Here is a 25,335-nt window from a genome sequence, read left to right as displayed (position 1 = left end):
AGCCGCCGATTCCGGGGGGTGCCGACGGCAGGCTCATAAGCCTTTATACTTCGCGGCCTCACCGAGGAGACTCCCGCATGAAAAAGATCGAAGCAGTCATCAAGCCCTTCAAGCTCGACGAAGTTCGCGAAGGCCTGTCGGAAGTCGGCGTGACCGGCCTGACGGTGACTGAAGTAAAGGGTTTCGGCCGCCAGAAGGGCCATACCGAGCTGTATCGCGGCGCCGAATACGTCGTCGATTTCCTGCCCAAGATCAAGATCGAGGTCATCGTGGCCGACGAGACGGTCGAGCCGGCGGTCGAGGCCATCATCAAGGCGGCGCGCACCGGCAAGATCGGCGACGGCAAGATTTTCGTGATGCCGGTCGAACAGGTGGTGCGCATCCGCACCGGTGAATCGGGCGAAGCAGCGATCTGATTCCGCGCCGGCCGGCCGCCGCTCAGTCGCGGGCGGCCGGTTTCAGCAGCACCATCAGTGCCCCGGCCCCACCCTCGTGCGGCCGGGCCTGACAGAAGGCCAGCACTTCCGGGCGGTGCATCAACCAGCCCAGCACCAGTCCTTTCAGCACCGGCTCGCGGCCGGGCGACCCCAGCCCTTTTCCGTGGATCACCCGCACGCAGCGCATGCCGCGACGGTGTGCGTCGTGCAGGAACTCGACCACCAGGTCGTGTGCCGCGTCGCGCGTGGCGCCGTGCAGGTCTATCTGCCCCTGCGACACCCAGCGTCCGCGCCGCAGGTCGCGCAGCACCTGTCGCGTCAGCCCGGTGCGCAGGAAGGAGGGCTCCTCGCCGCCTTCCAGCCGCAGGTCGATCGACAGCGGTCCGCGCAGCGACTCGGCCAGCACCGACATGTCGTCCGCCTCGCGCTGCAGCGGCCAGGCGCGGGGTGGCGGCGTTTCGAGCAGTACGCGGTCAGTGGTGATCGGCTGTACGCCGACCACCGCCTGCCGGAACAGCGCGATGTCCTCTTCGCTGGGCAGTACCGGCGCCCTCGGGTGACGCCGCTTTTTCGACGACATGAAGTCGCGCGCTCACGGGTTCAGGCGAGGCCCAGACTGTCCAGATAGCGCTCGGCGTCGAGTGCCGCCATGCAGCCGGTGCCGGCGCTGGTGACCGCCTGGCGGTAGATGTGGTCCTGCACGTCGCCGGCGGCGAACACACCGGGAATGCTGGTCGCGGTGAAATTGCCGTTACGACCGGCCTGGGTAACGATGTAGCCGCCTTCCATGTCGAGCTGGCCTTCGAACAGCTGGGTGTTCGGCTGGTGGCCGATGGCGATGAACACGCCGGCGAGCGCGACGTCCTCGGTCTTGCCGTCCAGCGTGGACTTGATGCGCATGCCGGTGACACCCGTTTTGTCGCCCAGCACCTCGTCCAGCGTGCTGTGCCACCGTATCGTCACTTTGCCCTGCTTTTCCTTCTCGAACAGCTTGTCCTGAAGGATCTTCTCCGACTTGAACTTGTCGCGCCGGTGCACGACCGTCACATGGCGTGCAATGTTGGCCAGATACAGTGCCTCCTCGACCGCGGTATTGCCGCCGCCGATGACCGCCACGTCCTGGTTGCGGTAGAAGAAGCCATCGCAGGTCGCGCAGGCCGACACGCCCTTGCCGGCGAACGCTTCTTCCGACGGCAGGCCGAGGTACTTGGCGCTGGCACCGGTGGCGATGATGAGCGCGTCGCAGGTGTACTCGCCGTTGTCGCCGACCAGGCGTATCGGCTTTTCCTTCAGGTGGGCGGTGTGGATGTGGTCGAACACCATTTCCGTCTCGAAGCGCTCGGCGTGGCGCTGGAAGCGGGCCATCAGGTCCGGGCCCTGCACCCCTTCGGCGTCGGCCGGCCAGTTGTCGACGTCAGTCGTGGTCATCAGCTGACCGCCCTGGGCCAGGCCGGTGATCAGCACCGGCTTCAGGTTGGCGCGGGCGGCGTAGACGGCGGCGGTGTAGCCGGCCGGCCCCGAGCCGAGGATGAGGAGACGGGAGTGACGTGCAGCCATGGCGGAAATCCGTTCGTTTTGTTGGGTGTGGAGGGTGGCGGAGGATTATAGCGATCAGTCTGGCGACTGCCTTCGGGCCTCAAGTTCCTGTGAACCAGGTCCGATACACATGACAGATATTGGGGCAGTTTGTTTCCTGCGTGAAAAACTACCTATAATCAGGGCCGCTTCAGTGTTTGTGGCTCAGAATGGCCAAACGGTCGCAGCGGCGCGACTTCGGCAATGACCACAGGCGCGACGATCCATTCAAAGCGGCGCAGCCTGTCCCCCCGTCCGGCATGCCCGTATCAGGAGGTCTTTTGATGGTAACGGCTCACCCCGTTTCAATTACCGCTCTGCGGACGTTTTCGATGTTCAGCGGTCTGCCCGACAGCAGCCTCGAACCGGTTGCCAAGGTCGCGAACATGCGGCGTGTGCCGCGCGGCTCGATAGTCGTGCGTGCCGGTGACAAGACGGATTTCGTATATCTGGTGCTTTCCGGCAGTCTCAAGGTGCTGGTCAGCGACGAGGAGGGCCGCGAGGTCATCCTGTCGATGCTGGGCCCGGGCGAACTGTTCGGCGAAATGGGGGTGCTCGACGACAATCCGCGTTCCGCCACCGTGGTGACCGTGGTGCCGAGCGACCTCATCGTGATCGCCAAGAGCGATTTCAAGCGCGTGCTGCAGGAGAACTTCGAAGTGTCGATGTTCATCATGCGCAATCTGGTGGCCCGTCTGCGCACCGCCGACCGCAAGATCGAAAGCCTGGCGCTGATGGACGTCTATGGCCGCGTTGCACGCCTGCTGCTCGAAATGGCGGACGACGTGAATGGCGAGAAGGTGGTGAACCGCAAGATTTCGAAGCAGGACATCGCCAAGATGATCGGCGCGTCGCGCGAAATGGTGTCGCGCGTAATGAAGGACCTGCACCTGCAGGGCCTGATCGAGGAAACCAACGGCAAGATCCTGCTGCGCGAGCGGCTCGAAACCGTCTGATTCCCGCAGCCGGTGGCTGCAGACGATTGAGCATACGGGCCGCAGATGCGGCCCGTATGCTTTTGCAGGCCGTCCGCCTGCGCGCCGGCTGACATCGTCATCCGCTTATATAATCCCGCTTTGTTTTTCCCGGCACCGCACCGTTTCCCCGTGGCGAAAGACGCTCAGCAACTTCCCCTTCCCGAACGCATCGCCGCCGTGCTGCACGAAGCACGCTGGCTCGTGCTGGCCGCGATCGCGCTCTACCTCGTCATGGTGCTCGGCGGTTACGACCGCGCCGATCCGGGCTGGTCGCACGCCTCGGTGGTCGAGCAGCTGCACAATCCGGGCGGCCGCTTCGGCGCCTGGCTGTCCGACCTTGCACTGTTCCTGTTCGGCCTGTCGGCCTGGTGGTGGGTCGTCATGCTGGTTGGCGGCTGCGTCTGGCTGTCGCGCAGCGCCGACCGCCGCGAGGACAGGCGGCCGCTGTTCGTCGCGCTCGGCGGCTTCCTGCTGGTGCTGCTGGCGAGCTGCGCGCTCGAAGCCATCCGCTTCCACAGCATGGGTGCCGAACTGCCGGTCGGGCCCGGCGGCATGGTCGGCATCGAACTTGGACGGCTGATCGCCGGCGCTTTCGGTTTCACCGGCGGCACGCTGCTGCTGCTGGTGACACTGGGCGTCGGCCTCAGCGCGATGACCGGCGTGACCTGGCTGCGCGCCGCCGAAACGGTCGGCCGCGCGCTCGAACTGGCGTGGTTCGCCAGCCTGAATGCCTGGGCGCGCTGGCGTGACCGTCGCGTCGGCCAGCAGGTGGCGGAGCAGCGCGAAGCGGTGGTCGAAGCCGAGCGACGCAAGCCGACGCGCCGGCGCGAACCGGTGCGCATCGAGGTGCCCGAGGTCGAAGTGCAGAAGTCGGAGCGGGTCGAGAAGGAGCGGCAGCAGACGCTGTTCGCCGACCTGCCGGGTTCGCTGCCGCCGCTGGCGCTGCTCGACGAAGCCAAGGCCGACATCGACCCGCCCAGCCCGGAATCGCTGGAACTCATTTCGCGCCAGATCGAACGCAAGCTGGCCGACTTCAACGTCGAGGTGAAGGTGCTGGCCGCCTATCCGGGCCCGGTCATCACGCGCTACGAAATCGAACCGGCGACCGGCGTCAAGGGCAGCCAGATCGTCAATCTGGTGAAGGACCTGGCGCGCGCGCTGTCGGTCATGAGCATCCGCGTGGTCGAGACGATCCCGGGCAAGAGCTGCATGGGCCTGGAAATCCCGAACACCCGGCGGCAGATCGTGCGACTGTCGGAAATCCTCGGGTCGGCGGTCTATCACGACATGGCCAGCCCGCTGACCATGGCGCTGGGCAAGGACATCGGCGGTCAGCCCATGGTGGCCGACCTCGCGCGCATGCCGCACGTGCTGGTCGCCGGTACCACTGGTTCAGGCAAGTCGGTGGCGATCAATGCAATGATCCTGTCGCTGCTGTACAAGGCGGATCCGAGCAAGGTGCGGCTCATCATGGTCGACCCGAAGATGCTGGAACTGTCGGTCTATGAGGGCATTCCGCACCTGCTGGCGCCGGTGGTGACCGACATGCGGCACGCCGCGAACGCGCTGAACTGGTGTGTCGGCGAGATGGACCGCCGCTACAAGCTGATGTCGGCGATGGGCGTGCGCAACCTCGCCGGCTACAACAGCAAGATCGCCGACGCGGAGAAGGCCGGCACGCCGCTGACCAATCCGTTCTCGATCACGCCGGAAACGCCGGAACCGTTGTCCACGATGCCGATGATCGTCGTCGTGATCGACGAACTGGCCGACCTGATGATGGTGGCCGGCAAGAAGATCGAGGAACTGATCGCACGGCTGGCACAGAAGGCGCGCGCGGCGGGCATCCACCTGATCCTGGCGACGCAGCGGCCGTCGGTCGATGTGATCACCGGCCTGATCAAGGCTAATGTACCGACGCGCATCGCCTTCCAGGTGTCGAGCAAGATCGATTCGCGCACCATCCTCGACCAGATGGGCGCCGAGGCGCTGCTGGGGCAGGGCGACATGCTCTACCTCGCACCGGGCACCGGCGTGCCGACGCGCGTGCACGGCGCCTTCGTCGCCGACGGCGAAGTGCACAAGGTGGTCGAGCACCTGAAGACCACCGGCGCGCCGGACTACGTCGAAGGCATCCTCAGCGGCAGCGGTGACGACGAGGGCGGCGAACTGTCGCTCGACGGCGCAGGCGGTGGTGGCGCCGACGGCGAGTCGGACCCTTTGTACGACCAGGCGGTCGAAGTGGTTCTGAAGACCCGGCGACCGTCGATTTCGCTGGTGCAGCGCCATCTGCGCATCGGCTACAACCGTGCGGCGCGGCTGATCGAACAGATGGAACGGTCGGGTCTGGTGTCTCCGATGAACGCAACCGGCGGGCGCGAAGTGCTCGCACCCGCCCGCGAGGAATGACCATGACTTCAAGCTTCCGCGGCTGCATCGCCGCCGTCGCGCTGGCGCTGCCGCTGTCGGCCTTTGCCGCCGGCGCGATCGACCAGCTGCGCACCTTCGTCGAATCCACGCAGTCCGGCCGCGCCACCTTCGACCAGCAGGTCACGGCCAAGTCCGGCCGCAAGCCGCAGAACGCCAGCGGCACGATGGCTTTCTCGCGTCCGGGCAAGTTCCGCTGGACCTATGACAGGCCTTACTACCAGCTGCTGGTCGGCGACGGCGAAAAGCTGTGGGTGCACGACCGCGACCTGAACCAGGTGACGGTGAAGACGCTGGGCGACGCGCTGGCGTCCACGCCCGCCGCACTGCTGGCCGGCCGCAACGAACTGGAAAAGAACTTCGACCTCAGCGAAGGCGGCAGCGAGGACGGCCTAGACTGGGTCGACGCGAAGCCGAAGGCGAACGAGGGCGGTTTCGAGGCGGTGCGCATCGGCTTCAAGGACGGTCTGCTGCGCGGCATGGTGTTGCGCGACAGCTTCGGTCAGACGACGAAGCTGCGCTTCACCTCCTTCGAGCGCAACCCGGCCATCGATCCGGCGCAGTTCCGCTTCACGCCGCCGGCCGGTGCAGACGTCATCAGCGACGACGCGAAGAAGTGAAACCGGGCGTGGGCGATTCGCAGTGACTGACCTTTTCGGCATGCCGGACGAGCCGGCGCCACCCGCGCGCGCTGCCTCTGCCGCGACCGAGGCCCGTGCCTCGGCCAACGCGCCGCTGGCCGAACTGCTGCGCCCGAGAACGCCGGACGAGGTGATCGGCCAGCAGCACCTGCTCGGCCCGGGCAAGCCGCTGCGTCTGGCTTTCGAATCCGGCATCCCGCACTCGATGATCCTGTGGGGCCCGCCCGGCGTCGGCAAGACCACGCTGGCGCGGCTGATGGCCAACGCCTTCGACGCCGAATTCACTGCGCTGTCGGCGGTGTTCTCCGGCGTGAAGGACATCCGCGAGGCGATGCAGCGCGCCGAGACGGTGGCCGCCAACACCGGGCGGCGCACCATTCTCTTCGTCGACGAGGTGCACCGCTTCAACAAGGCGCAGCAGGACGCCTTCCTGCCCTACGTCGAATCGGGTGTCGTCACCTTCATCGGCGCCACCACCGAGAACCCGAGTTTCGAGGTCAATTCCGCGTTGCTGTCGCGCGCTTCGGTCTATGTGCTGCAGAGCCTGACCGAGGACGAAATGGTGACGCTGTTCGAACGCGCGCGTGAAGCGGCACTCGGCGGCCTGAACTTCGACGAGGACGCGCGCACGCGGCTGATCGGCTTCGCCGACGGCGACGCGCGCAAGCTGCTGAACCTGCTCGAACAGCTGGGTACGGCCGCGCGTACGGCCAAGGTCGATCCGGTCACCGCGGCCTTCGTTGACAGCACGCTGTCGCGCAACTTGCGCCGCTTCGACAAGGGCGGTGACGCCTATTACGACCAGATATCGGCGCTGCACAAGTCGGTGCGCGGTTCCAATCCGGACGCGGCGCTGTACTGGTTCGTGCGCATGCTCGACGGCGGCGCCGATCCGCTCTACCTGGGCCGGCGCATCGTGCGCATGGCGGTCGAGGACATCGGTCTCGCCGATCCGCGCGCGCTCGAAATTTCGCTGCAGGCCTGCCAGACCTACGAGCGCCTCGGTTCGCCCGAAGGCGAGCTGGCGCTGGCACAGGCCGTCATCTTCCTCGCCTGCGCCGCCAAGTCGAATGCCGTGTACATGGCCTACAACGCGGCACGCCGCTTCGTCGCCGAGGATGGTTCGCGGCCGGTACCGCTGCATCTGCGCAACGCGCCGACCAAGCTGATGAAGAACATGGGCTTCGGCGCCGAGTACCGCTACGCGCACGACGAAGAGGGCGGCTACGCGGCCGGCGAGCGCTACCTGCCGGACGGCATGAAGGACGTGCAGTGGTACCAGCCGACCGACCGCGGCATGGAAGCCAAGATCGCCGAAAAGCTGAACTGGCTGCGCGAGCAGGACCGCAAGGCGCGCGGGGACTGATCGAGACGCCTGCCCCGTCGCGGCCAAGGCCGCTCCCACAGGGATAGCGCCCGATCGAATGCCGAAGCCGGGTTTCTGTGGGAGGGGTCTTCTGACCCCGACAGCAGCCTGTATCGAAGACGGCGGACCGCAGCAGCCCCGTCGCGGCCAAGGCCGCTCCCACAGGGATAGCGCCCGATCCAATGCCGAAGCCGGGCTTCTGTGGGAGGGGTCTTCTGACCCCGACAGCGGCGGTTGCGCGCTATTTCGCCCGCTTCAGCACGCCGATCGGCGGTGCCCAGCCTTCGCCCGGCGCTTTCTTGCTGGTGACCAGCGTGAGCTGGGCCGGCGCGAATACGTTGGCGTTGTGGGTGACCGGGGTGGTGATCAGGTACTGCGCCCGCGTCGCACCGAGGAAACGGCCGACGCGGTCGATGTTGGCGACGTCGAGGTGGGCGAAGGGTTCGTCGATGAACACGAAGCCACCCGGTCGGGTGTCGTCCATCAGCAGCGCGATCAGCAGGATCAGCGACTTCATCACCTGCTGGCCGCCCGAGGCTTCGCCGTCGTTGAGACCGACCGCGCCCTTGCGGTCGAAGTCGAAGCTCACGTCCAGTCCGGCCTGGGCCAGCGACAGGTCGTCGTTGTCGAGATGCGGCGTCGGGCAGTCGACGCCGACGCCGGCCAGGTCGCCGAGCGCGCGCAGGTTCTTCGCATACTGGCGCACGGTGGCGCGCAGCTTGGCGATGTAGGCCGAGCGCGCGTCGTCGGTCAGGCGGCGCGCGGTGGCGCAGTAGCCCTGGCGGGCGGCGTAGTCCTGTTCGCGCTTTGCCAGATCGTCGCGCAGGCGCTCGCGCAAGGTAAGTGCCGACGGGTCGGTGATCCAGTCGCCGCGCGCCAGCAGCTCGCGCAGGCGGCCCAGTTCGCGCCGTGCCGCGCGGGCGTCTCCGTAACGTTCGGCCAGCTGCGCCAGTTCCTGCGGATCCAGCCAGTGTGCCGGCATGCCGCGGCGGCGCGCGCGCAGCTGCAGCAGGCGGCGCGCCTGCTCGTTGCGACGCGGTGCCGACTCCTGCGTCAGTTCGCGCAGGCGGCGACCGGTGTCGTCGATCTCGCGGCGGCGGCGGTCGGATTCGACCTCGATGCCGCGCAGGTTCTCGTTCAGCCGTTCGACCTCGCGGCGGGCGGCATCGCGCGCTGCTTCGGCGGCTGCGCTGCGTTCGCGCGCGGCCGGCTGTGCCTGCGCAGCGGCGGCAAATTCGGCGCTGCGTTCGGCCAGCAGCGTGGCCGACTGTAGACCGAGCAGGCGGGCGCGCAGTGCCTTCAGCCGTTCGCGCGCGGCGTCGAGCTGCGGACTGAGTTCGCGCCGCTGGTTGTCGAGCGCGGCGATGTCGGCGCCGAGCTGGGCGATGCGCGCCTGGCGCGCCAGTTCGCCGAAGTGGAATTCGGCGGGCCGGCCAAGGTGGCGGGCGCCGCGGCGTTCCTTGTGATAGCCGTCGCGGGTGATCCATTCGGCGTCGCGCGGCAGAGTGCGCGCCGCCTCGGCGTCGTCGACGCGCTGCATGCGGTTCAGCAGGTCGCACAGCCAGCGCGGTACCGGCGCGGCGAAGCGCACGACTTCGGCCAGCGAACCGGCACGCGGCGCGGCTGCGCTTTCGCGTTCGGCGACGATGAAGTGGCGGAAGCGCGCGCGTTCGCCCAGCGCCCACGCTGCATGGCGGTCGTCCTCGCGCTCCAGCAGGATGAGATGGCGGTAGGGCCGCAGCACCGCTTCGAGCGCGGCCTGCCAGGCGGTGTCGGTCACCTCGACCACGTCGGACAGCGCGCTGTGCGCGATGCCGGCTTCGTCCAGCCCGGCGCGGAATTCGCTGACTTCGCGGTCGCTCGGTGCGCCGCGGCGTTCGCGCGCGGCGCGCAGCGCCTCGGTCTTTTCCTCGAAGCGCAGCACCAGTGCGCGCTCGTCGGCGGCCAGCCGGGCAGCGGTCGATTCCGCCTCGGCGTGTTCGGCTTCCAGCGCCAGTGCATCGGCGCCGTGTTCGCTGGCGACGCGTTCGCGCAGCTTGCGCTCCTCGTCGAGCAGGCGCTCGATGTCGCGCAGCGCGTCGTGCGCGGCCAGCTGTTCGGTCTCGGTGGCCTTCTCGGCGGCGCGTGCGGCATCCAGCGCCGACTTTGCGGTGTCGCGCTCGCCCTTTACCGATTCCAGCCGCGCCGACACCGCGTCGTGCTCGACCTTCAGGCGACGCAGATCTTCGCGCAGCCGCGTCAGCCCGCTGCGTTCGCCCTCGATGTCGCGACTCAGTTCGGCCACTTCCAACCGCGGCACGATTTCCGCCTCCAGCGCGTGCGCCTCGTCCGAATGCTGTTTCCATTCGAGGTAGTTGTCGGCTTCCATGCGCTTGGCTTCGGCCTGGGTGCGCAGGCGGTCGAGATCGAGGCCGATGCTCTCCAGTTCACGCTCGGCGCTCTTCTGTTCTTCGCGCGCGGCCTGGTAGTTGTCCAGCACCTCCTTGTCGCCGAACACGTCGAACACCAGGTCGAGCAGGGCACGTGGCGAGTACTCGCACAGCTTGTCGGTGTCGCCCTGTTCGAGCGACAGCACCTTGGCAATGGCCGGCGTCAGGCCACCCCAGGCGAGGCGGTTCTGGTAGTCGCGCAGGCCGGCCCAGTCGCTGCCGGCTTCCAGCTGTTCGATCGCCACATTGCCGTCGACGATGGCGTAGTCGCGCGTCCAGTCGCCGCCGGCGCGCTTGATGCGGCAGGCCAGCGTCACCTCGTCGTGGATGCAGGGGAAGAAGGGCCGCTTGCCGGTGCCGCCCGGCACATTGGCGACCACGGCGCGTATCCAGGCGAAGTCGCGGTCGGCGCGGCGGACGTAGCGGCGGAAGTCTCGCTTGCCGGAGCAGCGCAGCGCGAACAGCGTGCGCAGTGCGTCGAGCAGCGTGGTCTTGCCGGAGCCGTTGGGGCCGACGATGGTGATGATCTGGGCGTCGAGCGGCAGCGTGAAGCGGCGCCAGAAATCCCAGTGCACCAGTTCGAGTTGCTTGATGTGGAACATGGTCGTGGATCGTCAGCGCGAGTGAAGGTGTCGTCGGAACGTGGTCGGCGTCATCATTCTTCGCCGTCCTCGTCGGCCTGCGCGTCCTGCGCCAGTTCGAAGGCGTTGGCCGCCGGAAGGCGATGACCGGCCTCGGCCAGCACGTCGGCCAGCGTGCCGTGGATGACGCGGTCGGCCAGGATGCGGTAGTCGAGCAGCACGTCGAGCAGCGGGCCTTCGAGCACCTGGCCGCCGCGCCGCTCGATGAAACCGAGGCGGGCCAGCTTGCCGAGCGCGAAATTGAGCTTGGTCTTGCCGCCGAGGCGGTTGCCGAAGTCGGCCGCCAGCGACGCTTCGGACAGCGCGCCCGATACGGTCTCGCCGTGCTCGACCGGCGTTTCGGCGCCGAACATGTCGTCCTGCCCGTCGTCCTGCAGGCTGCGGCGGTTCACCTGACGCTCGCGCTTGGGCAGCACGATGAGCGCCCAGATCACCATCAGCCAGGCCAGTTCGTCGCGCGTCAGCCCGACGTTGGACGCCGCGTACTCGCGGCCCTGACCGAATACCGGCTCGCGCATGTCCTCGGACAGTCCGACCGCGATGTGCGCGGCATAGGGGTTGTCGAGCAGCTGCAGGCCGACCGTGGCCAGCCGGTTGTCCAGCGCGTGGCGGAAGCTGTCGTCGACCAGCGCGCGTCGCGCCAGCACGTCGGAGCGCGGGATCGAGCGGTGCGCCAGCAGGCGGGCGGTGAGGGTGCGCAGTTCTGTTTCCATCGTCACTCGCGTCGGGTCAGGGTTGGTTCGCCATCCGCGGCGTGACTTCGCCGACCGTGATGGCGGCGACGTTGTCGTCGTCGACTGGCTGGATGTCCTCGCTGAAGCGCACGTCCACCGGCATGCGCAGGAAGTCGGCGATAGGGCCTTCGCCGGCTTCGCGCATGCCGTCGGCGTCGCTGTCGCGCAGCAGCGCCAGCAGCGACATGCGGTAGGAGGCCTGGGCGAAGCTGCCGCCGGGTATCACGTCGGCCAGCGAAGACGGCGCGCTCAGCCGTTCGATGCGCTGGCCGAACAGTTCGAGCAGGCGCAGGTCTTCCATCTGCGGCGCCGGTGCGACCGGCGCTTCGTCCGGCGCCGGCAGCGCGGACGCGCCGGCTTCGGGCACCGGTTCGTTGGCGGCGGCCGGCTCCGCGCGGTCCAGCAGTTCGTGGCCGCCGGCCAGCAGCGTGAGGTCGGGGCAGGGCGTCAGCGCGTCGGCGCACAGACCGGCCAGTGCAGCGGCGTCCAGCCCGCGCAGCCAGCTGGCCACGTCGGACGACGATATGCCGGAGCCGCCCAGCGTCACGCGCTGCGACTCGATCTTGTTCAGCGCGCGCTGGAAGGACGCATCGACGCGCGCCAGCCGCGACTGCGCCAGACCGATGCGCTGCGCCAGACTGGCGCGCTCGAACGGAATGTCTTCGTCGGCCAGCAGTTCGCGCAGCAGCAGCGTGCCGCGGTCCAGCCAGCGCGCGTTGGCGGCCAGCCTGCGGCGCGCCGACAGGATGCGGAATTCGGAACCGGAGGCGATGGCGTCCTCGAAGTGCAGCGTGAGGTCGTTCAACTTGCCCAGCAGCTGCTGCAGCGCTTCGCCAGTATCGCCATCGACCGCCTGCAGACCCGCCAGCTGGGCAGTCAGGAAGCCCAGCTCGACGTCCTCGTCGCCCGACAGTTCGAGCAGCATGGTGAGCGCGGCACAGGCGTTGCGGCCGATGTCGGACAGCAGGTACTGACCGTCGGCGATCAGCAGCAGCGCGTGGTCGCGCAGCCGGCGCAGCACCGTTTCCAGCTTGACCGGGTCGATGAAGGCGAAGCGCGCGCGCAGCGCGTCCGGCGACCAGCGCGGCATGTCGGCGGTGCGGCCGATTTCGCCGAGCACCATCACGCGCATCAGCACTTCGGCTTCGGAGCCGTGGAACAGCGTGGTGAAGGCGGCCAGCATCGGGCGCGCGCGCAGCAGGCGGTCGAGTTCGGGCACCTCGTCGGCATCGACGCCTGGAGCGAGGAAATCGGTGAGAGCGGCGGCGTTGTCGATGCTCACTTGTACAGCTCCAGTGCGGCGATGCGCGCGTCGATGTCGGCCAGCACCGCGTTGTAGGCGGGCGCGCCGACACCGCCGAAGCGGCGCAGGAACACCGCTTCCGGCATGAATTCGGCGAGGCCGGCGATCGACGGCAGCAGGTCTTCGGTCGCCGGATCGCCACCAAGTACGCGGCTCACTGCGTCGTCGCCGGCGGCGATGCGCTCGCCCAGCCGGGTACCGGCGCGGTCGGCCAGCAGATCGGTGAAGGAGAAGCCGCTGCCGCTGCGCGCGTCGCGCACCTCCTTCGACAGGCCGATGGCGTTCGCCCACTGCGCGCCGGCGTGGGCGGCGATCAGTGCGGAGCCGACGAAGTGCTGCGTCAGGTCCTCTCGGCCATGCAGCGTCAGCACCTGACGCGGAACCGGCGGCCAGTCGGCGGCGGCGGGCACCAGCATGGCCGGCGAGCGGCCATTCACGTGCAGCGCCAGAGCGAGCAGGGCCGAGCGTTGTTCGGCGACCGTGTCACCGCCGCGCGTCTGTGCCAGCGCGAACAGTCGCTGCAGCACCGGCGGCAGGCTGTCGGCCTCGCGCGCTGCGCCGCCCTCGCGCAGCGCGAGTACGGCCGTGCGCAACTCGGCGTGATAGGCGGCCAGCCGTTCCGCTTCGCCGGCCGGCAGCAGCGCGCGCATGCCCTCGGCGGCCACCTGCCTGCTCAGCGCGTAGTCGATGCGCAGGCCATCGCGCGAGATCCGTGCACCGTGCACGACCTCGGACAGCAGTGCCGGATCGCCGCCATAGCCAAACTGGCGCAGCAGCCAGGGCAGGGCGGCTGCGAAGGCCTTGCGCGCGATCGGGGCCGGCAGCGACAGGCTGCCGATCTGCAGTCCGTCCAGCCGCGGCTCGCCGTCAGCGATGACGACCGGCGCGTCGATGTTGAGCCAGAGCGAGCCGGGCAGGGCGGTGGCGGTGCGCAGATTCATCTGGCCGTCTACGCTGACCGCCTGCGCCCGCGTGTGTGGCAGCCGCTTGGCCGCGATCTGCAGCAGGGCCTGCACTTCGTCGGTCGCCAGCACGATGCTGCGGCGCTCGCCGTCGCGCAGCCGGCGCGGGTCGAGTTGGCCCAGCCGCTTGGCGGCGCGCTCAGCCGAGCGGGCGGAGATGACCGCCTGCGCATCGGTGATCGACGGTGCGCTGTCGAGCGCCGCCCACAGGGCAAGCAACAGGGCGACGATGCTCAGCGCGACGCCGAACACCACGGCGCGCAGCAGGAAACGCACCGTCAGACGCCCTGTTTCAGGCTGGCCTGGATGAAGCCGTCGAGATCGCCGTCGAGCACCGACTGCGTGTTGCCGACTTCGTGATTGGTACGCAGGTCCTTGATGCGGCTCTGGTCCAGCACATAGGAACGGATCTGATGACCCCAGCCGATGTCGCTCTTGGTGTCTTCCAGCGCCTGCTGTGCCGCCTGGCGCTTGCGCAGTTCGGCTTCGTACAGACGTGACTTCAGCATGGCCATCGCTTCGGCGCGGTTCTTGTGCTGCGAGCGGTCGTTCTGGCACTGCACGACGATGCCGGTCGGCACGTGCGTGATGCGGATGGCGGAGTCGGTCTTGTTGATGTGCTGGCCGCCGGCGCCGGAGGCGCGGAAGGTGTCGACGCGCAGGTCGGCCGGGTTGATGTCGACCTCGATCGAATCATCGACTTCCGGATAGACGAACACGCTGGAAAAGCTGGTGTGGCGGCGCGCACCGGAATCGAAGGGGCTCTTGCGCACCAGCCGGTGGATGCCGGTTTCGGTGCGCAGCGTGCCGTAGGCGTACTCGGCGCTGATCTTCAGCGTCGCACTCTTGATGCCGGCGACTTCGCCCTCGGACTCTTCCAGCACCTCGACGCCGAAACCCTTGCGTTCGCAGTACTTCACGTACATGCGCAGCAGCATCGACGCCCAGTCCTGCGCTTCGGTGCCGCCGGCGCCGGCCTGGATTTCCAGGAAGCAGTTGCTCGGGTCCTGCGGGTTGTTGAACATGCGGCGGAACTCGAGGCCGGCGACGTCGGCTTCGATCTTTTCCTTGTCCGCCTCGATGGCGACCACGGTGTCCTCGTCCGCTTCCTCGCGGGCGAGTTCGAACAGGTCACGCGTGTCGGCCAGCCGGGCGTCGATCGATTCCAGCGTGCGCACGACCGCTTCCAGTCCGTGCTTTTCCTTGCCCAGTTCCTGAGCGCGCGCGGTGTCGTTCCAGACCGTCGGGTCTTCGAGCGCGCGTTCTACTTCTTCGAGCCGCGATGCCTTGGCATCGTAGTCAAAGATACCTCCGCAGTTCGCCGGCCCGCGATTGCAGGTCGGTCAGGTGATTGGCGATGGCGTTGAGGCGTTCTGCTTCCATGATAGGTACCGGCCGAATTGCGTAAAACCCGACATTCTACCGTTGCAGGCGGCCGGGATGTTTTCCCTTGTCCGGATCGGGCGCCTGCGACACCTTGTGAGGGAGGATTTCCCGTGCCGCGACAGTGGCCAATTCACGGAAATCCTGAACCTGATGGCGCATCCCGCTCTCTATACTGCGCGACGCTGCCGGTTCGGCACACGACAAGAAAACGACGGAGGATTCCCCATGAAGCTCAAATCCGCGATGCGCGGCCTGATCCCGGCTGCGCTGTTCTCGATGATGGCAGGCGCCGGTCTGGTGCAGGCTGCCGGCACCGCCTACGTGAGCAATCAGGACGGCGGCATTTCCATCATCGATCTGGCGAAGATGGAAGTCACCGGCGAGTACGAGGTGGGCGGCAAGGTGCCGCGCGGCCTGGGCGTCACCGACGACGGCAAGACGCTGGTGGTCGCCGTGCGCGAAACCGGCGACATCGCACTGATCGACACCGCCAGCGGCAAGGTGACCAAGCGGGTCAAGATAGGCAAGAACCCGGAATTCGTGCGGGTGCGCGGCAACATGGCCTTCGTGTCCTTCGAGCCGACGTCTAAGCTGGGCCCTCCGCCCAAGCCGGGCGCGGAAAAGAAGGATGACGACAAGAAGGAAGGCGGCAAGGAAGGCGGCCACGGTCACGACGACGATGACGACGATGACAAGGAGCCGGCCAAGGTCGCGGTGATCGACCTGAAGAAGGGCAAGGTGATCCGCAACATCGTCGGCGGCCCGGAAACCGAAGGCATCGAATTCACCGCCGACGGCAAGCGCCTGGTGGTGACCAACGAGGCCGACAACACGCTGACGCTGCACGACATCAAGACCGGCAAGCTGCTGAAGAAGGTCGATGTCGAGAAGCACGGCGCCCGCCCGCGCGGCATCAAGCTGTCGCCGGACGGCAAGACCTTCATCGCGACGCTCGAGTTCGGCAACAACTTCCTGGTGCTCGACGACAAGCTGAACCCGGTCAAGACGGTCGCCACCGGCCAGACGCCTTACGGCGTGGCTTTCGACGCCAAGGGCGAGCGCCTGTTCGTCGCCACCGCGCGCGCCAAGGCGCTCGAAGTTTTCGACGCGAAAACCTTCGCCAAGATCAAGGATGTTCCGCTGAACGCTGAGCGCTGCTGGCACTTCACCTTCACGCCGGACGAGAAGCAGATCCTCGTGGCCTGCGGCCGTTCGGACGCCGTGGTGATCATCGATGCAGAGAAGCTCGAAGTCACCGGCAAGATCGAGGACAAGAAGCTGCCCTGGGGCGTCGTCACCTACCCGCGCGCGATGGGCAGCCTCGACCAGAACTGATCCGCTTCGTTCGTTTCGTTGTCCTGGGCCCGCCGCAAGGCGGGTTCTTTTTTTGCGCTGCATTGTCCCGAAGCTGAAATACGCCGCGCGCAGACTGCCCATGTCAATCTTCATGTCATGGTGCCTGCGTGGACGAGCGCAGCATGTTTCTGCCGGACCGGCGGCGACTGGCCTGGGCCGAGTACGGTGATCCGTTCGGCTATCCGGTCATCCTGTGCCACGGCGTTCCGGGATCGCGCCGGCAGGTGCCGCCCTTCGATGCGCTCACCAGCGAGCGGCACGCGCGCCTCATCGTGCCCGACCGTGCCGGCTACGGCCTGTCCGATGGCGCGCCCGGCTGGGGGCTGGCGCAATGGCGACAGGACGTCGGCGCGCTGGTCGATCATCTGAAGCTGGGCGATTTCGCGGTCGGCGGCGTGTCCGGCGGTGCGCCATTCGCCTGCGCACTGGTGGCGGAGTTCGGCGAACGGGTGTCGCGACTGGTGCTGGTCAGCGGCGTGGCGCCTGGCTATGGCGCGTCGGCGGATGCGCTGAAACTGCATCCTTTCGAGGCGGTGATGGTCCGCCTCGCGGTGCGCACGCCCCGCCTCGCCAGGCTGCTGATCGAGCCGCTTGCCGTCGTTGCCGCGCTGTGGCCCAGGACCTACCTGTCGGCGATGTGCCGGCTGGTTGGCGAGGCCGACCGCGCCGAGCTGGCGCGCGCGGACATCCACGACATGTTCTTCGACGATCTGCCGAGCGCTGCCCGCCAGGGCGCGGCGGCCATCGTCCGCGATCTGGCGATTGCCGCCTCCGACTGGCAGCTCACGCTGCAGGACTATCCGGGCACGGTCGAGATCGTGCAGGGCTGCGACGATGCCATCGTGCCGGCCGACTGCGCCAGCCGGCTCGCCTTCCTGTTTCCGCAGGCCAGCGTGCGGCTGCTGGCGGGCGAGGGGCACTTCTTCGTATTCAGCCGCTGGAGCGAAATTCTTGCCGCGCTGTTGGCCCGGCGCTGGCGCCACGAACAGGAAGTGCAGATGCCGCTGACACGCGCGCCGGCGCCGTCGTCACCCCGCTGAAACATTCGGCTGCAAGAATTCGCGCCGGTTGTTGCAAAGTGTTGCAACGGCCGGCGCGTCTGTTGCGGCATCGGACAGGCTTCATTCGAACGACGGCTACACGCTGCTTCCATCCCGGTTTCTACATGACAGATCCGCTCGCGCAGGATCAGATCGACGTGCAGCTATTGCTGTTTACGATCGAAACCTCGATCCGGGTCGTCAAGCGCTTCCAGTTCTTTCTCTGGGCGCAGGGTTCGCTGCAGACCTTCCTGCCGCACGAAACGCTGCTCTGCGCCTGCGGCGACATCGAACGCGGTGACTATCGCGCCTCGGTGTTCTCGCGCTCGGTGCTGTCGCCGGAGTATGAATCCAGGCTGATCGATCCGGCCTCCGGGCTGATGGCGCGCCTGCTCGACGACTGGCGCGCCGGCGCACGCGAGCCCTTGGCCTACGGCGGTGGCGTGCGCGGCCGCAGCGGCGCTGCCGCGCTGCGCACACTCGGGCTGCAGCACGCGTTGGCGCACGGTTGCCGCGAGGCGCGCGGCGAGCAATCGACCTTCTTCGCGCTGCTCGGCATGCCCGACGCACCGACCGATCAGGACGCCCGCCGCATCGAACTGCTGATGCCCAACCTGCATCTGGCGCTGCTGCGCATCACCGAATTCGAGCGGCGCGAGGGCGCCGAGCGCGCGAACGGCCGCTACAGCTCGCCGCTGACGCTGAGCGCGCGCGAACTGCAGGTGCTCGACTGGGTACGCGAGGGCAAGACCAACCATGAGATCGGGCAGATCCTCGACATCAGCCCGCTCACCGTGAAGAACCACATCCAGAAGATCCTGCGCAAGCTCGACGTGACCAATCGCGCGCAGGCCGTGGCGCGACTGGCGGCGCTGCGTGCGCACGAAGCGGGCCGGGATCTGGCGGGAGAGACATGATGAACACGCGGAAGATCGCAGCCTGCGCGCTGCTGGCATGCGCTGGAGCCGTCGGCGCACAGGAACTGCCGCCGGAGTGGCAGGGCGTGATCGCCGAACCGGCACGCCCGCGCGCGGCGATACCCACCACACCGATCGAGTACGCCGACATGCGTCGCACTGGCGACGACGCTGGCCCGCGCGACTACCGCAGTGCCGACTACGCGATGCTGTCGGCAGCCCGCCGTGGCGACTGGGCGGCCGTCAACCGGCTGCTCAAGTCCGGCGCCGCCGCCAACGTGCGCGACGTGTGGGGCGACAGCGTGCTGGCGCGTGCCGCCGCTGCCGGCGAGACCGAAACGGTGCGCGCACTGCTGGCCGCCGGCGCACATGTCGACCGCAAGGGCGCGTCGGGTTTCACGCCGCTTGGTGCCGCCGCGCTGGCCGGCCATTACAAGGTGGTCGCGCTGCTGTTGCGCGCCGGTGCCGACGTTGACGCGAAGAGCGCGAATGGGCACGTGCCGATGATAGATGCGGTGATGCTGGATCGCGCCGAGGTGGTGGCCGAACTGGTGCGCGCGCGTCCGGACTGGCTGGTCTATGAGCGCGAACTGGGCCGGCATGCGTTGTCGCTGGCCGCCTCGCTGGGTCATGTGCGCGTGCTCGACCAGTTGCTCGCTGCCGGCTTCGACCCCAATCTGCCGGACCGGGCCGGCTTCAACGCGCTGTACTGGGCGGTGTTCCGCAAACAGCGCCTGGCGGTGGCCCACCTGCTGGCCTCGGGCGCCGACCCCGGCGCGATGTCGACCGAGATTTACGACTGAACTGTGGGGGCGGCCATGGCCGCGACGCGGTCGCTGCAGTTCGCCGGCTTCGATTCAGGCGGCTGTCGGGGTCAGAAGACCCCTCCCACAGGACCCCGGCCCTGACTTCGGCTGCGGGTCGGGCGCCTCCCTTGTGGGAGCGGCCATGGCCGCGACGCGGCCGTCGCTGTCCGCCGGCTTCGATACATGCCGCTGCGGACGTCAGTTCGCTGGCAGGGCATCACAGTCTGCACGATGCGCTGACATCGCACGACCGCTGCACGTGTCGGGTGGCGGAGCACAGTGCCCGCCTTTCGCGACACCGGCGCGCCACAACGGGCACAGGTCGCGCATGTCGGCCGCCCGGCCTTGGCTGGCGGGGCTTCCGGGGCGGGTGGTACCATTGAGCGCTTTTTCCCGCGTCCGCCGCTACCGGTTCCCAAGGTTCGAATACATGGTGTCATCCAATCAGGTGGCTGAACACGTCCGTTCGGTGCACGCCATCATCAGCCGCCCGCAGCGCCCGTCCGGCCATGAACTGGTGGCCCGGTCGTGGCTGCGCTGCTTCCATGAACTGGGCCTCGATCCGGCCGCCGAAGACGCGCCGCCGCCGCTGGCGCCGCAGGCCTGGCGCGAGCGCGGTGACAAGCTTGGCGAGGTGATGGACAGCGCCGTGCCGGAGATGCAGACGCTGCACCGCCAGCTCGACGATCCCAATTCCGCGCTGGTGCTGGCCGATGCCGAAGGCGTCATCGTCAGCATCGTGCGCCACCCCGGTTTCGCGCGCGAAGCTTCGCTGCGCGGCCTGGTCGAGGGCGCGCGCTGGAGCGAGGACATCCAGGGCACCAACGGCATCGGCACCGTTCTGGCCGAACGCCACTCGCTGGTCATTTCGCGTGAGGAACACTTCTTCGCCCGCCATACCGACATGGTGTGCGCCGCCGCGCCGATCTACGACGGCGTAGGCGAAGTCGCCGCCGTGCTGGCGGTCTGCTCGCTGGCGCCGGGCGGCGCCCGGGCGCTGCGCGCACTGGTCGAGCGCTCGGCCCGCGTGATCGAGCACCGCGCTTTCCGCGCGCGCCACGCCACCGACTACATCATCCGCTTCCACGCCCACGCAGGTCGCGTGCTGACCGCGGTCGACGGCATGCTGGCGCTGACGCCGGAAGGCGAAGTGATCGAAGCCAACCACACCGCCTTCGAACTGCTGTCGCCCGAAGGCGAGGCGCTGCTCGGGCGTGAAGTGACCGAGTTCTTCGGCCAGTCGCTGCCGGAGCTGCTGTCGCGCACCTTCCGCTCCGGCTTCCATCCGCTGACGCTGTCGATGCCGCAGCACCAGACCTGGCACCTGCTGGCGCAGCAGCCGGCACGCAACCGCGCCCAGGCTGGTACCCGCGGCACCGATTCGGCATCGGCCGCGCAGGCACTGGCCGAGCTCGATCTCGGCGACCTGCGCATGGCCGGCAATGTGCACAGCGCGATGCGCATCCTCGATCGCGACATTCCACTGCTCATTTCCGGCGAAACCGGCACCGGCAAGGAAGTGTTCGCACGCGCTTTCCACGCGTCGAGCCAGCGGGCGCGCGGGCCTTTCGTCGCCATCAACTGCGCGTCGCTGCCGGAAGCGCTGATCGAATCCGAACTGTTCGGCTACAAGCAGGGCGCCTTCACCGGCGCCAATCGCGACGGCCGTCGCGGCAAGGTGCTGCAGGCCGACGGCGGCACGCTCTTCCTCGACGAGATCGGCGACATGCCGCTGCAGCTGCAGGCACGCCTGCTGCGCGTGCTGGAAGAGCGCAAGGTGACGCCGCTGGGTGGCGAGAACGCGGTGCCGGTCGATCTGCAGCTGGTGTGCGCGACGCACCGCGATCTGCGCGCCATGGTGCGCGAGGGCAGCTTCCGCGAAGACCTCTACTACCGGCTGCGCGGCATGGAAGTGACGCTACCCGCGCTGCGCGACCGCACCGACCGCCGCGCGCTGATCGAGCGCTGCCTGACCGAGGAAAGCGCCGGCCGCCACCCGCCGATACGGCTGGGTCAGGCCGCCATGCAGGTGCTGGACCGCTTCCGCTGGCCGGGCAACATCCGCCAGATGCGCTACGTGCTGCGCACGCTGGTCGCGTTGTGTGACGGCCCGGAAATCACGCTGCGCGACATGCCGCCTGAACTGATGGATGCGCCGGAACCGATGCCCGCCGTCGCACCGGCCGCCCACCCGACCGACACGGCGGGCGAGCCCGTGCATTCGACGCCGAGCAATCTCAATCCGCTGCAGTCGGCCGAGCGCGACGCGCTGCTGTCGGAGCTGCGTCGCCACCGCTGGAACATCGCCGGGCTGGCGCGCGAACTGGGCGTCAGCCGCAATACCGTCTATCGAAAGATGAAACGTCTGGACATCGACACCGACACGCAGGCCGGCGATGGCTACTGATCCGCGTCTGAATGACATCCCGGACGAAGCCGAGGTCCTGCCGGATGCGCGCATCGCCTGGGGGCTGACCGGTTCCGGCCACTTCCTGAAGGAGTCGCTGGAGTTCGCCGACACGCTCGACCGCATCGACCTGTTCATGTCGCGTGCCGGCGAGGAAGTGCTGAACATGTATGGCTACCCGCTGGCCGACATGAAGAAGCGTTACCGCATCTTCCGCGACAGCACGGCGAGCGCGGCGCCGGTCGGGCTGTTCTACCAGGGGCAGTACCACACCGTGGTGATCGCCCCGGCGACCTCGAACACGGTGGCCAAGTGCGCGCTCGGCATTTCCGACACGCTGGTCACCAACATCTTCGCCCAGGCCGGCAAGCTGCGCATTCCCATCATCGTGTTTGCCTGCGACAACGAACCGGTGGTGATCACCGAATCGCCGAGCGAATGGGTGACGCTGTACCCGCGCTCGATCGATCTCGAACACACCGGGCGCCTGGCCGGTTTCGAAGGCGTCACCGTGGTGAAGAGCGTCGAGGAACTGCAGAGCGCGCTCAGGCAGAGACTTGCGGCCGTCGGTCGTTGATCGCGCGATCGACGATCCGATGAGCGACGAACTCCGGCATGCCTGAACAAGACGTCCGCGCCGAACGCATCCTCTTCCTGACCGGGCATCTGGCGCTGAAGAGCCTGCAGCGCATCCTCGATGACATGCAGCCGCTGCCTTTCGAGGCGCGCGTGCTCGACGTCGGCATCAACGTGGCCGGGCTGATGACGGCCGAGCTGATCCGCCGCCGCGTGCCGGTGCCGGTCGATGCCGATCGCATCATCGTGCCCGGCCGCTGCCGCGGCGATCTCGACGCGCTGTCGCAGCACTTCGGCATTCCGGTGCAGCGCGGACCGGACGAAGTGAAGGACCTGCCGCAGCACTTCGGCCGCAAGGCGAAGAAGCGCGAACTCACACAGCACGACGTGCTCATCTTCGCCGAAATCGTCGATGCGCCGCAGGTCGACATCGACACCGTGCTCGCCACCGCGCGCCGCTACCGCCGTGATGGCGCCGACGTGATCGACATCGGTTGCCTGCCGGACACGCCCTTCCCGCACCTGGAGGACTGCATCCGCGCGCTGAAGGCCGAGGGCTTCCAGGTGAGCATCGATTCGCTCAACACCGACGACCTGCTGCGCGGCGCCTACGCGGGTGCCGACTACCTGCTGAGCCTGAAGAAGAGCACGCTGTGGGTGGCCGACGAGGTCGATGCCATTCCGGTGCTGATACCGGACACGCCGGGCGACCTCGATTCGCTGCGCGAGGCGGTGGACATCATGACTGCGCGCGGTCTGCCCTTCTACGCCGACCCCATCGTCGAGCCCATACACTTCGGCTTCACCGCGTCCATCGTGCGCTACCACGAACTGCGGCGCAGCCACCCGGACATTCCGGTCATGATGGGCGTGGGCAACCTGACCGAACTGACCGACGCCGACACCAGCGGCATCAACGCGCTGCTGTTCGGCATCATTTCCGAGCTGCGCATCGGTGCCGTGCTGGCCACCGAAGTGAGCCCGCACGCCCGCCGGGCCGTGAAGGAAGCGGACATCGCACGGCGCGTCATGTTCGCCGCGCGCGAAGACAACGCGCTGCCGCGCGACTATTCCGACGACCTGATGACCACCCATCAGCGCCGCCCCTTTCCTGATACACCGCAGGAGATCGCCGAGATCGCCGCCACCGTGCGCGACCCGAACTTCCGCATCCAGGTGAGCGAGCAGGGCATACACATCTACAACCGCGACGGCCTGCAGGTGCATACCGATCCGTTCGCGCTCTACCCCGGGCTCAATGTCGCCGAGGACGGCGCACACGCCTTCTACCTCGGCGTCGAACTGGCGCGCGCGCAGATCGCCTGGCAGCTCGGCCGCCGTTATGCGCAGGACGAAGAACTGCAGTGGGGCGCCGCGGTCGAGAAGAAGGAGCAGGATCTGATGGCGCACTGCGCGCCCGGCACCACGCTGCAGCGCAAGACGAAGCGTAGGCAGACGGACGCGCCGCCGCCGGCCGACGACACACAGGACCAAGCATGATCTGGGAAACCATACTGACCACCGTGGACGTGCAGGGCCGCACCCACATCACGCCGCTGGGCGTGCGCGAGGAACGCGGGCTGACCGTGCTCGCGCCCTTCCGTCCGTCGGGCACGCTGGACAATGTGCTGGCCACGCGCATTGCGGTGGTGAACTTCACCGATGACGTACGCGTGTTCGCCGGCGCGCTGACGGGCCGCCGCGACTGGCCGGTGCAGGCGGCCGAGAAGATAGGCTGTGCCCGCCTCGTGAATACGCTGGCTCACCGCGAACTCGAACTGGTCGAGGTCGAGGAGGACGAGGTGCGCCCGCGCCTGTTCTGTCGCACCGTGCACGAGGAAAGCCATGGTGCCTTCCCCGGCTTCAACCGCGCGCGTTCCGCCGTGATCGAGGCGGCCATCCTGGTGAGCCGTCTGCACATGCTGCCGATCGACAAGATCGACGCCGAACTGGTCTACCTCCAGATCGCCATCGACAAGACCGCGGGCCCGGCCGAACTCGAAGCCTGGGGCTGGCTGATCGAACGCATCGCCGCGCACCGCGCCGGAGCGCAGGCGTGATCCGCATGCTGGCCAGCGTGCGCGACCTCGACGAGGCGCGCATCGTGTTCGATGCCGGGGTCGACCTGATAGACCTGAAGCAGCCGGCCGACGGCGCGCTCGGCGCACTGCCGCCCGAAGTGATCAGCGAAGTCGTTGGCTTCGTCGCCGGCCGCACGCTGACCAGCGCCACCGCCGGCAACATCGAACCGGATGCGGAGGCCGTACAGGCCGCGATGCAGAGCATCGCCGCGACCGGCGTCGATTACGTCAAGGCGGGGCTGTTTCCGGCAGCTTGGCAGCAGGGCGGCCGCGACTACGCGGCGGTACGCGCCTGCCTTGGCGGCTTGGTCCCGCTGAACGGTGTGCGGCGCATCGCGGTCATGTTCGCCGATCTCGCGCCGCCGCTCGATCTGGTCGATGCGGTGGCCGAGGCCGGCTTCGACGGCGTCATGGTCGACACTGCGCTGAAGACCGGCCACAGCCTGCCCGACGTCGCCACTGACGACTGGTTGGCCTCTTTTGTCGGAGGCGCGCGTGCCCGTGGGCTGCTGTGCGGGCTGGCCGGTTCGCTGCGCGAGGGCCACATCGCGCCGCTGGCGCGGCTCGCGCCGGACTATCTCGGCTTTCGCGGAGCACTGTGCGCCGGGCAGGCGAGGGCACACGCGCTCGGGGCCGACGCGGTCCGTCGCGTGCGCGGCGCTGTGCAGGCCGCGCAACACCTTGCCGCCTGAGCTGTCGTAGCCGGAGCAGGCTCCGGCATCCGCCCATCGCCTGCGGTTCAGGACCGATGACGAGAGGAGGCGGAAATGGAAGGTCATTGTCTTTGCGGCGCGGTACGATTCAGCGCGCCGGATGCGAAGGACATCGGGGTATGCCACTGCGGCTTCTGCCGCCGATGGGGCGGCGGCCCGTTGCTGGCAACGCATTGCGGAACCAGCGTGAGCTTTACCGGCGCCGAGCGCATCACCGTCTATGCGTCTTCCGGATGGGCCGAGCGCGCTTTCTGCAGTCAGTGCGGGACTCACCTGTATTACCGCCTTCTCGCCACCGGCGAGTACTTCATTCCGGCCGGAACCTTCGAGTCGAACGACATGGTGATGACGAGCCAGATCTACGTCGATCGGAAGCCCGACTACTACGCGTTCGCGAACGAGACGCCGATGCTCACCGAGCAGCAGGTGGTCGAACAGTACGGTTTTCCGCCGGAGGACGCGAAGTCCTGATCCTGGAACACCGGGGGAGGAGGTGCGACGGTCGGGCTCGCGGTCGACGTCGGGCGGGGTGCGCGTCGCTAAGCCCCTTAGGTGGGAGGT

The 25,335-nt window shown here is 68.0% G+C and carries 22 protein-coding genes; 15 read left to right on the top strand and 7 right to left on the bottom strand.

Annotated elements, in window-relative coordinates; all coding sequences use genetic code 11:
* Positions 1-77 precede the first annotated feature (77 nt).
* Entirely contained in the window at positions 78-416 is a 339-nt protein-coding gene (locus METRZ18153_RS0113345) for a P-II family nitrogen regulator (RefSeq protein WP_019917638.1), read from the top strand.
* A gap of 22 nt (positions 417-438) precedes the next feature.
* Here METRZ18153_RS0113345 and METRZ18153_RS0113340 read toward each other — a convergent pair whose 3' ends face one another.
* Together METRZ18153_RS0113340 and trxB are read right to left on the bottom strand one after the other, a co-directional pair.
* Positions 439-1,017: a Smr/MutS family protein gene (locus METRZ18153_RS0113340; RefSeq protein ID WP_020165190.1), complete on the bottom strand. Its 579-nt coding sequence runs from the start codon at positions 1,015-1,017 to the stop codon at positions 439-441.
* Between the two features lie 20 nt (positions 1,018-1,037).
* Entirely contained in the window at positions 1,038-1,994 is a 957-nt protein-coding gene (gene trxB / locus METRZ18153_RS0113335; RefSeq protein ID WP_019917640.1) for a thioredoxin-disulfide reductase, read from the bottom strand.
* Between the two features lie 350 nt (positions 1,995-2,344).
* Here trxB and METRZ18153_RS0113330 point away from each other — a divergent pair, with 350 nt between their 5' ends.
* The 4 genes from METRZ18153_RS0113330 to METRZ18153_RS0113315 all read left to right on the top strand — a co-directional run bounded on the left by METRZ18153_RS0113330 (position 2,345) and on the right by METRZ18153_RS0113315 (position 7,423).
* The gene (locus tag METRZ18153_RS0113330) at positions 2,345-2,968 is read left to right on the top strand and encodes a Crp/Fnr family transcriptional regulator (protein WP_019917642.1); all 624 of its coding nucleotides are present in this window, start codon (positions 2,345-2,347) and stop codon (positions 2,966-2,968) included.
* Between the two features lie 198 nt (positions 2,969-3,166).
* A complete protein-coding gene (locus tag METRZ18153_RS0113325; RefSeq protein ID WP_020165189.1) occupies positions 3,167-5,398 on the top strand; it encodes a DNA translocase FtsK in 2,232 nt (743 codons plus the stop codon).
* Positions 5,395-6,036, top strand: coding sequence for an outer membrane lipoprotein periplasmic chaperone LolA (gene lolA / locus METRZ18153_RS0113320; protein WP_029143764.1), 642 nt, complete (start codon positions 5,395-5,397; stop codon positions 6,034-6,036). Before METRZ18153_RS0113325 ends, lolA begins: the two co-directional genes overlap by 4 nt.
* A gap of 40 nt (positions 6,037-6,076) precedes the next feature.
* Positions 6,077-7,423, top strand: a complete 1,347-nt coding sequence (locus METRZ18153_RS0113315; RefSeq protein WP_020165187.1) for a replication-associated recombination protein A — start codon at positions 6,077-6,079, stop codon at positions 7,421-7,423.
* A 241-nt stretch (positions 7,424-7,664) separates the two neighbouring features.
* Here the strand turns inward: METRZ18153_RS0113315 and METRZ18153_RS0113310 are convergent, their stop codons facing one another.
* The 5 genes from METRZ18153_RS0113310 to prfB form a co-directional block, all read right to left on the bottom strand.
* Positions 7,665-10,454, bottom strand: a complete 2,790-nt coding sequence (locus METRZ18153_RS0113310; protein WP_020165186.1) for an AAA family ATPase — start codon at positions 10,452-10,454, stop codon at positions 7,665-7,667.
* Positions 10,455-10,507: 53 nt separating this feature from the next.
* Complete coding sequence (locus METRZ18153_RS0113305) at positions 10,508-11,206, bottom strand: hypothetical protein (RefSeq protein WP_020165185.1); 699 nt, start codon at positions 11,204-11,206, stop codon at positions 10,508-10,510.
* Between the two features lie 16 nt (positions 11,207-11,222).
* Positions 11,223-12,509: a hypothetical protein gene (locus METRZ18153_RS0113300; RefSeq protein WP_020165184.1), complete on the bottom strand. Its 1,287-nt coding sequence runs from the start codon at positions 12,507-12,509 to the stop codon at positions 11,223-11,225.
* The gene (locus tag METRZ18153_RS0113295; RefSeq protein ID WP_020165183.1) at positions 12,506-13,768 is read right to left on the bottom strand and encodes a hypothetical protein; all 1,263 of its coding nucleotides are present in this window, start codon (positions 13,766-13,768) and stop codon (positions 12,506-12,508) included. The genes METRZ18153_RS0113300 and METRZ18153_RS0113295 overlap by 4 nt, the downstream gene beginning before the upstream one ends.
* A gap of 2 nt (positions 13,769-13,770) precedes the next feature.
* A protein-coding gene (gene prfB, locus METRZ18153_RS0113290; RefSeq protein ID WP_157257243.1) for a peptide chain release factor 2 occupies positions 13,771-14,875 on the bottom strand; the annotation gives its coding sequence in 2 pieces (ribosomal slippage) (positions 13,771-14,793 and positions 14,795-14,875; 1,104 coding nt in all).
* 228 nt (positions 14,876-15,103) lie between these two features.
* On the opposite strand from prfB, the gene METRZ18153_RS0113285 reads away from it, so the two are divergent.
* The 10 genes from METRZ18153_RS0113285 to METRZ18153_RS0113240 all read left to right on the top strand — a co-directional run bounded on the left by METRZ18153_RS0113285 (position 15,104) and on the right by METRZ18153_RS0113240 (position 25,245).
* The gene (locus METRZ18153_RS0113285; RefSeq protein ID WP_020165181.1) at positions 15,104-16,213 is read left to right on the top strand and encodes a YVTN family beta-propeller repeat protein; all 1,110 of its coding nucleotides are present in this window, start codon (positions 15,104-15,106) and stop codon (positions 16,211-16,213) included.
* Positions 16,214-16,356: 143 nt separating this feature from the next.
* A complete protein-coding gene (locus tag METRZ18153_RS0113280; RefSeq protein ID WP_020165180.1) occupies positions 16,357-17,274 on the top strand; it encodes an alpha/beta fold hydrolase in 918 nt (305 codons plus the stop codon).
* A gap of 125 nt (positions 17,275-17,399) precedes the next feature.
* Complete coding sequence (epsA, locus tag METRZ18153_RS0113275) at positions 17,400-18,191, top strand: XrtB/PEP-CTERM-associated transcriptional regulator EpsA (protein WP_020165179.1); 792 nt, start codon at positions 17,400-17,402, stop codon at positions 18,189-18,191.
* Positions 18,191-18,994 (top strand): ankyrin repeat domain-containing protein, encoded by an 804-nt coding sequence (locus METRZ18153_RS0113270; RefSeq protein ID WP_020165178.1) that lies wholly within the window; start codon positions 18,191-18,193, stop codon positions 18,992-18,994. The genes epsA and METRZ18153_RS0113270 overlap by 1 nt, the downstream gene beginning before the upstream one ends.
* A gap of 433 nt (positions 18,995-19,427) precedes the next feature.
* On the top strand, positions 19,428-21,404 hold the full coding sequence (locus METRZ18153_RS0113265; protein WP_020165177.1) for a sigma-54-dependent Fis family transcriptional regulator: 1,977 nt from the start codon (positions 19,428-19,430) through the stop codon (positions 21,402-21,404).
* Positions 21,394-21,981, top strand: coding sequence for a flavoprotein (locus tag METRZ18153_RS0113260; protein WP_019917657.1), 588 nt, complete (start codon positions 21,394-21,396; stop codon positions 21,979-21,981). Before METRZ18153_RS0113265 ends, METRZ18153_RS0113260 begins: the two co-directional genes overlap by 11 nt.
* A 38-nt stretch (positions 21,982-22,019) precedes the next feature.
* Positions 22,020-23,480 (top strand): DUF6513 domain-containing protein, encoded by a 1,461-nt coding sequence (locus tag METRZ18153_RS0113255; protein ID WP_020165176.1) that lies wholly within the window; start codon positions 22,020-22,022, stop codon positions 23,478-23,480.
* Positions 23,477-24,040, top strand: a complete 564-nt coding sequence (locus METRZ18153_RS0113250) for a DUF447 domain-containing protein (RefSeq protein WP_020165175.1) — start codon at positions 23,477-23,479, stop codon at positions 24,038-24,040. The genes METRZ18153_RS0113255 and METRZ18153_RS0113250 overlap by 4 nt, the downstream gene beginning before the upstream one ends.
* 5 nt (positions 24,041-24,045) lie before the next feature.
* Positions 24,046-24,753, top strand: coding sequence for a (5-formylfuran-3-yl)methyl phosphate synthase (locus METRZ18153_RS0113245; RefSeq protein WP_043364227.1), 708 nt, complete (start codon positions 24,046-24,048; stop codon positions 24,751-24,753).
* Positions 24,754-24,828: 75 nt separating this feature from the next.
* Complete coding sequence (locus tag METRZ18153_RS0113240; RefSeq protein ID WP_029143761.1) at positions 24,829-25,245, top strand: GFA family protein; 417 nt, start codon at positions 24,829-24,831, stop codon at positions 25,243-25,245.
* The last annotated feature ends 90 nt before the right edge of the window (positions 25,246-25,335 follow it).

Origin of the sequence: Methyloversatilis discipulorum, from assembly GCF_000385375.1 — a bacterium.
In the GTDB taxonomy this organism is placed as follows: domain Bacteria; phylum Pseudomonadota; class Gammaproteobacteria; order Burkholderiales; family Rhodocyclaceae; genus Methyloversatilis; species Methyloversatilis discipulorum_A.
This window is presented reverse-complemented; position numbering and strand designations above follow the sequence as displayed.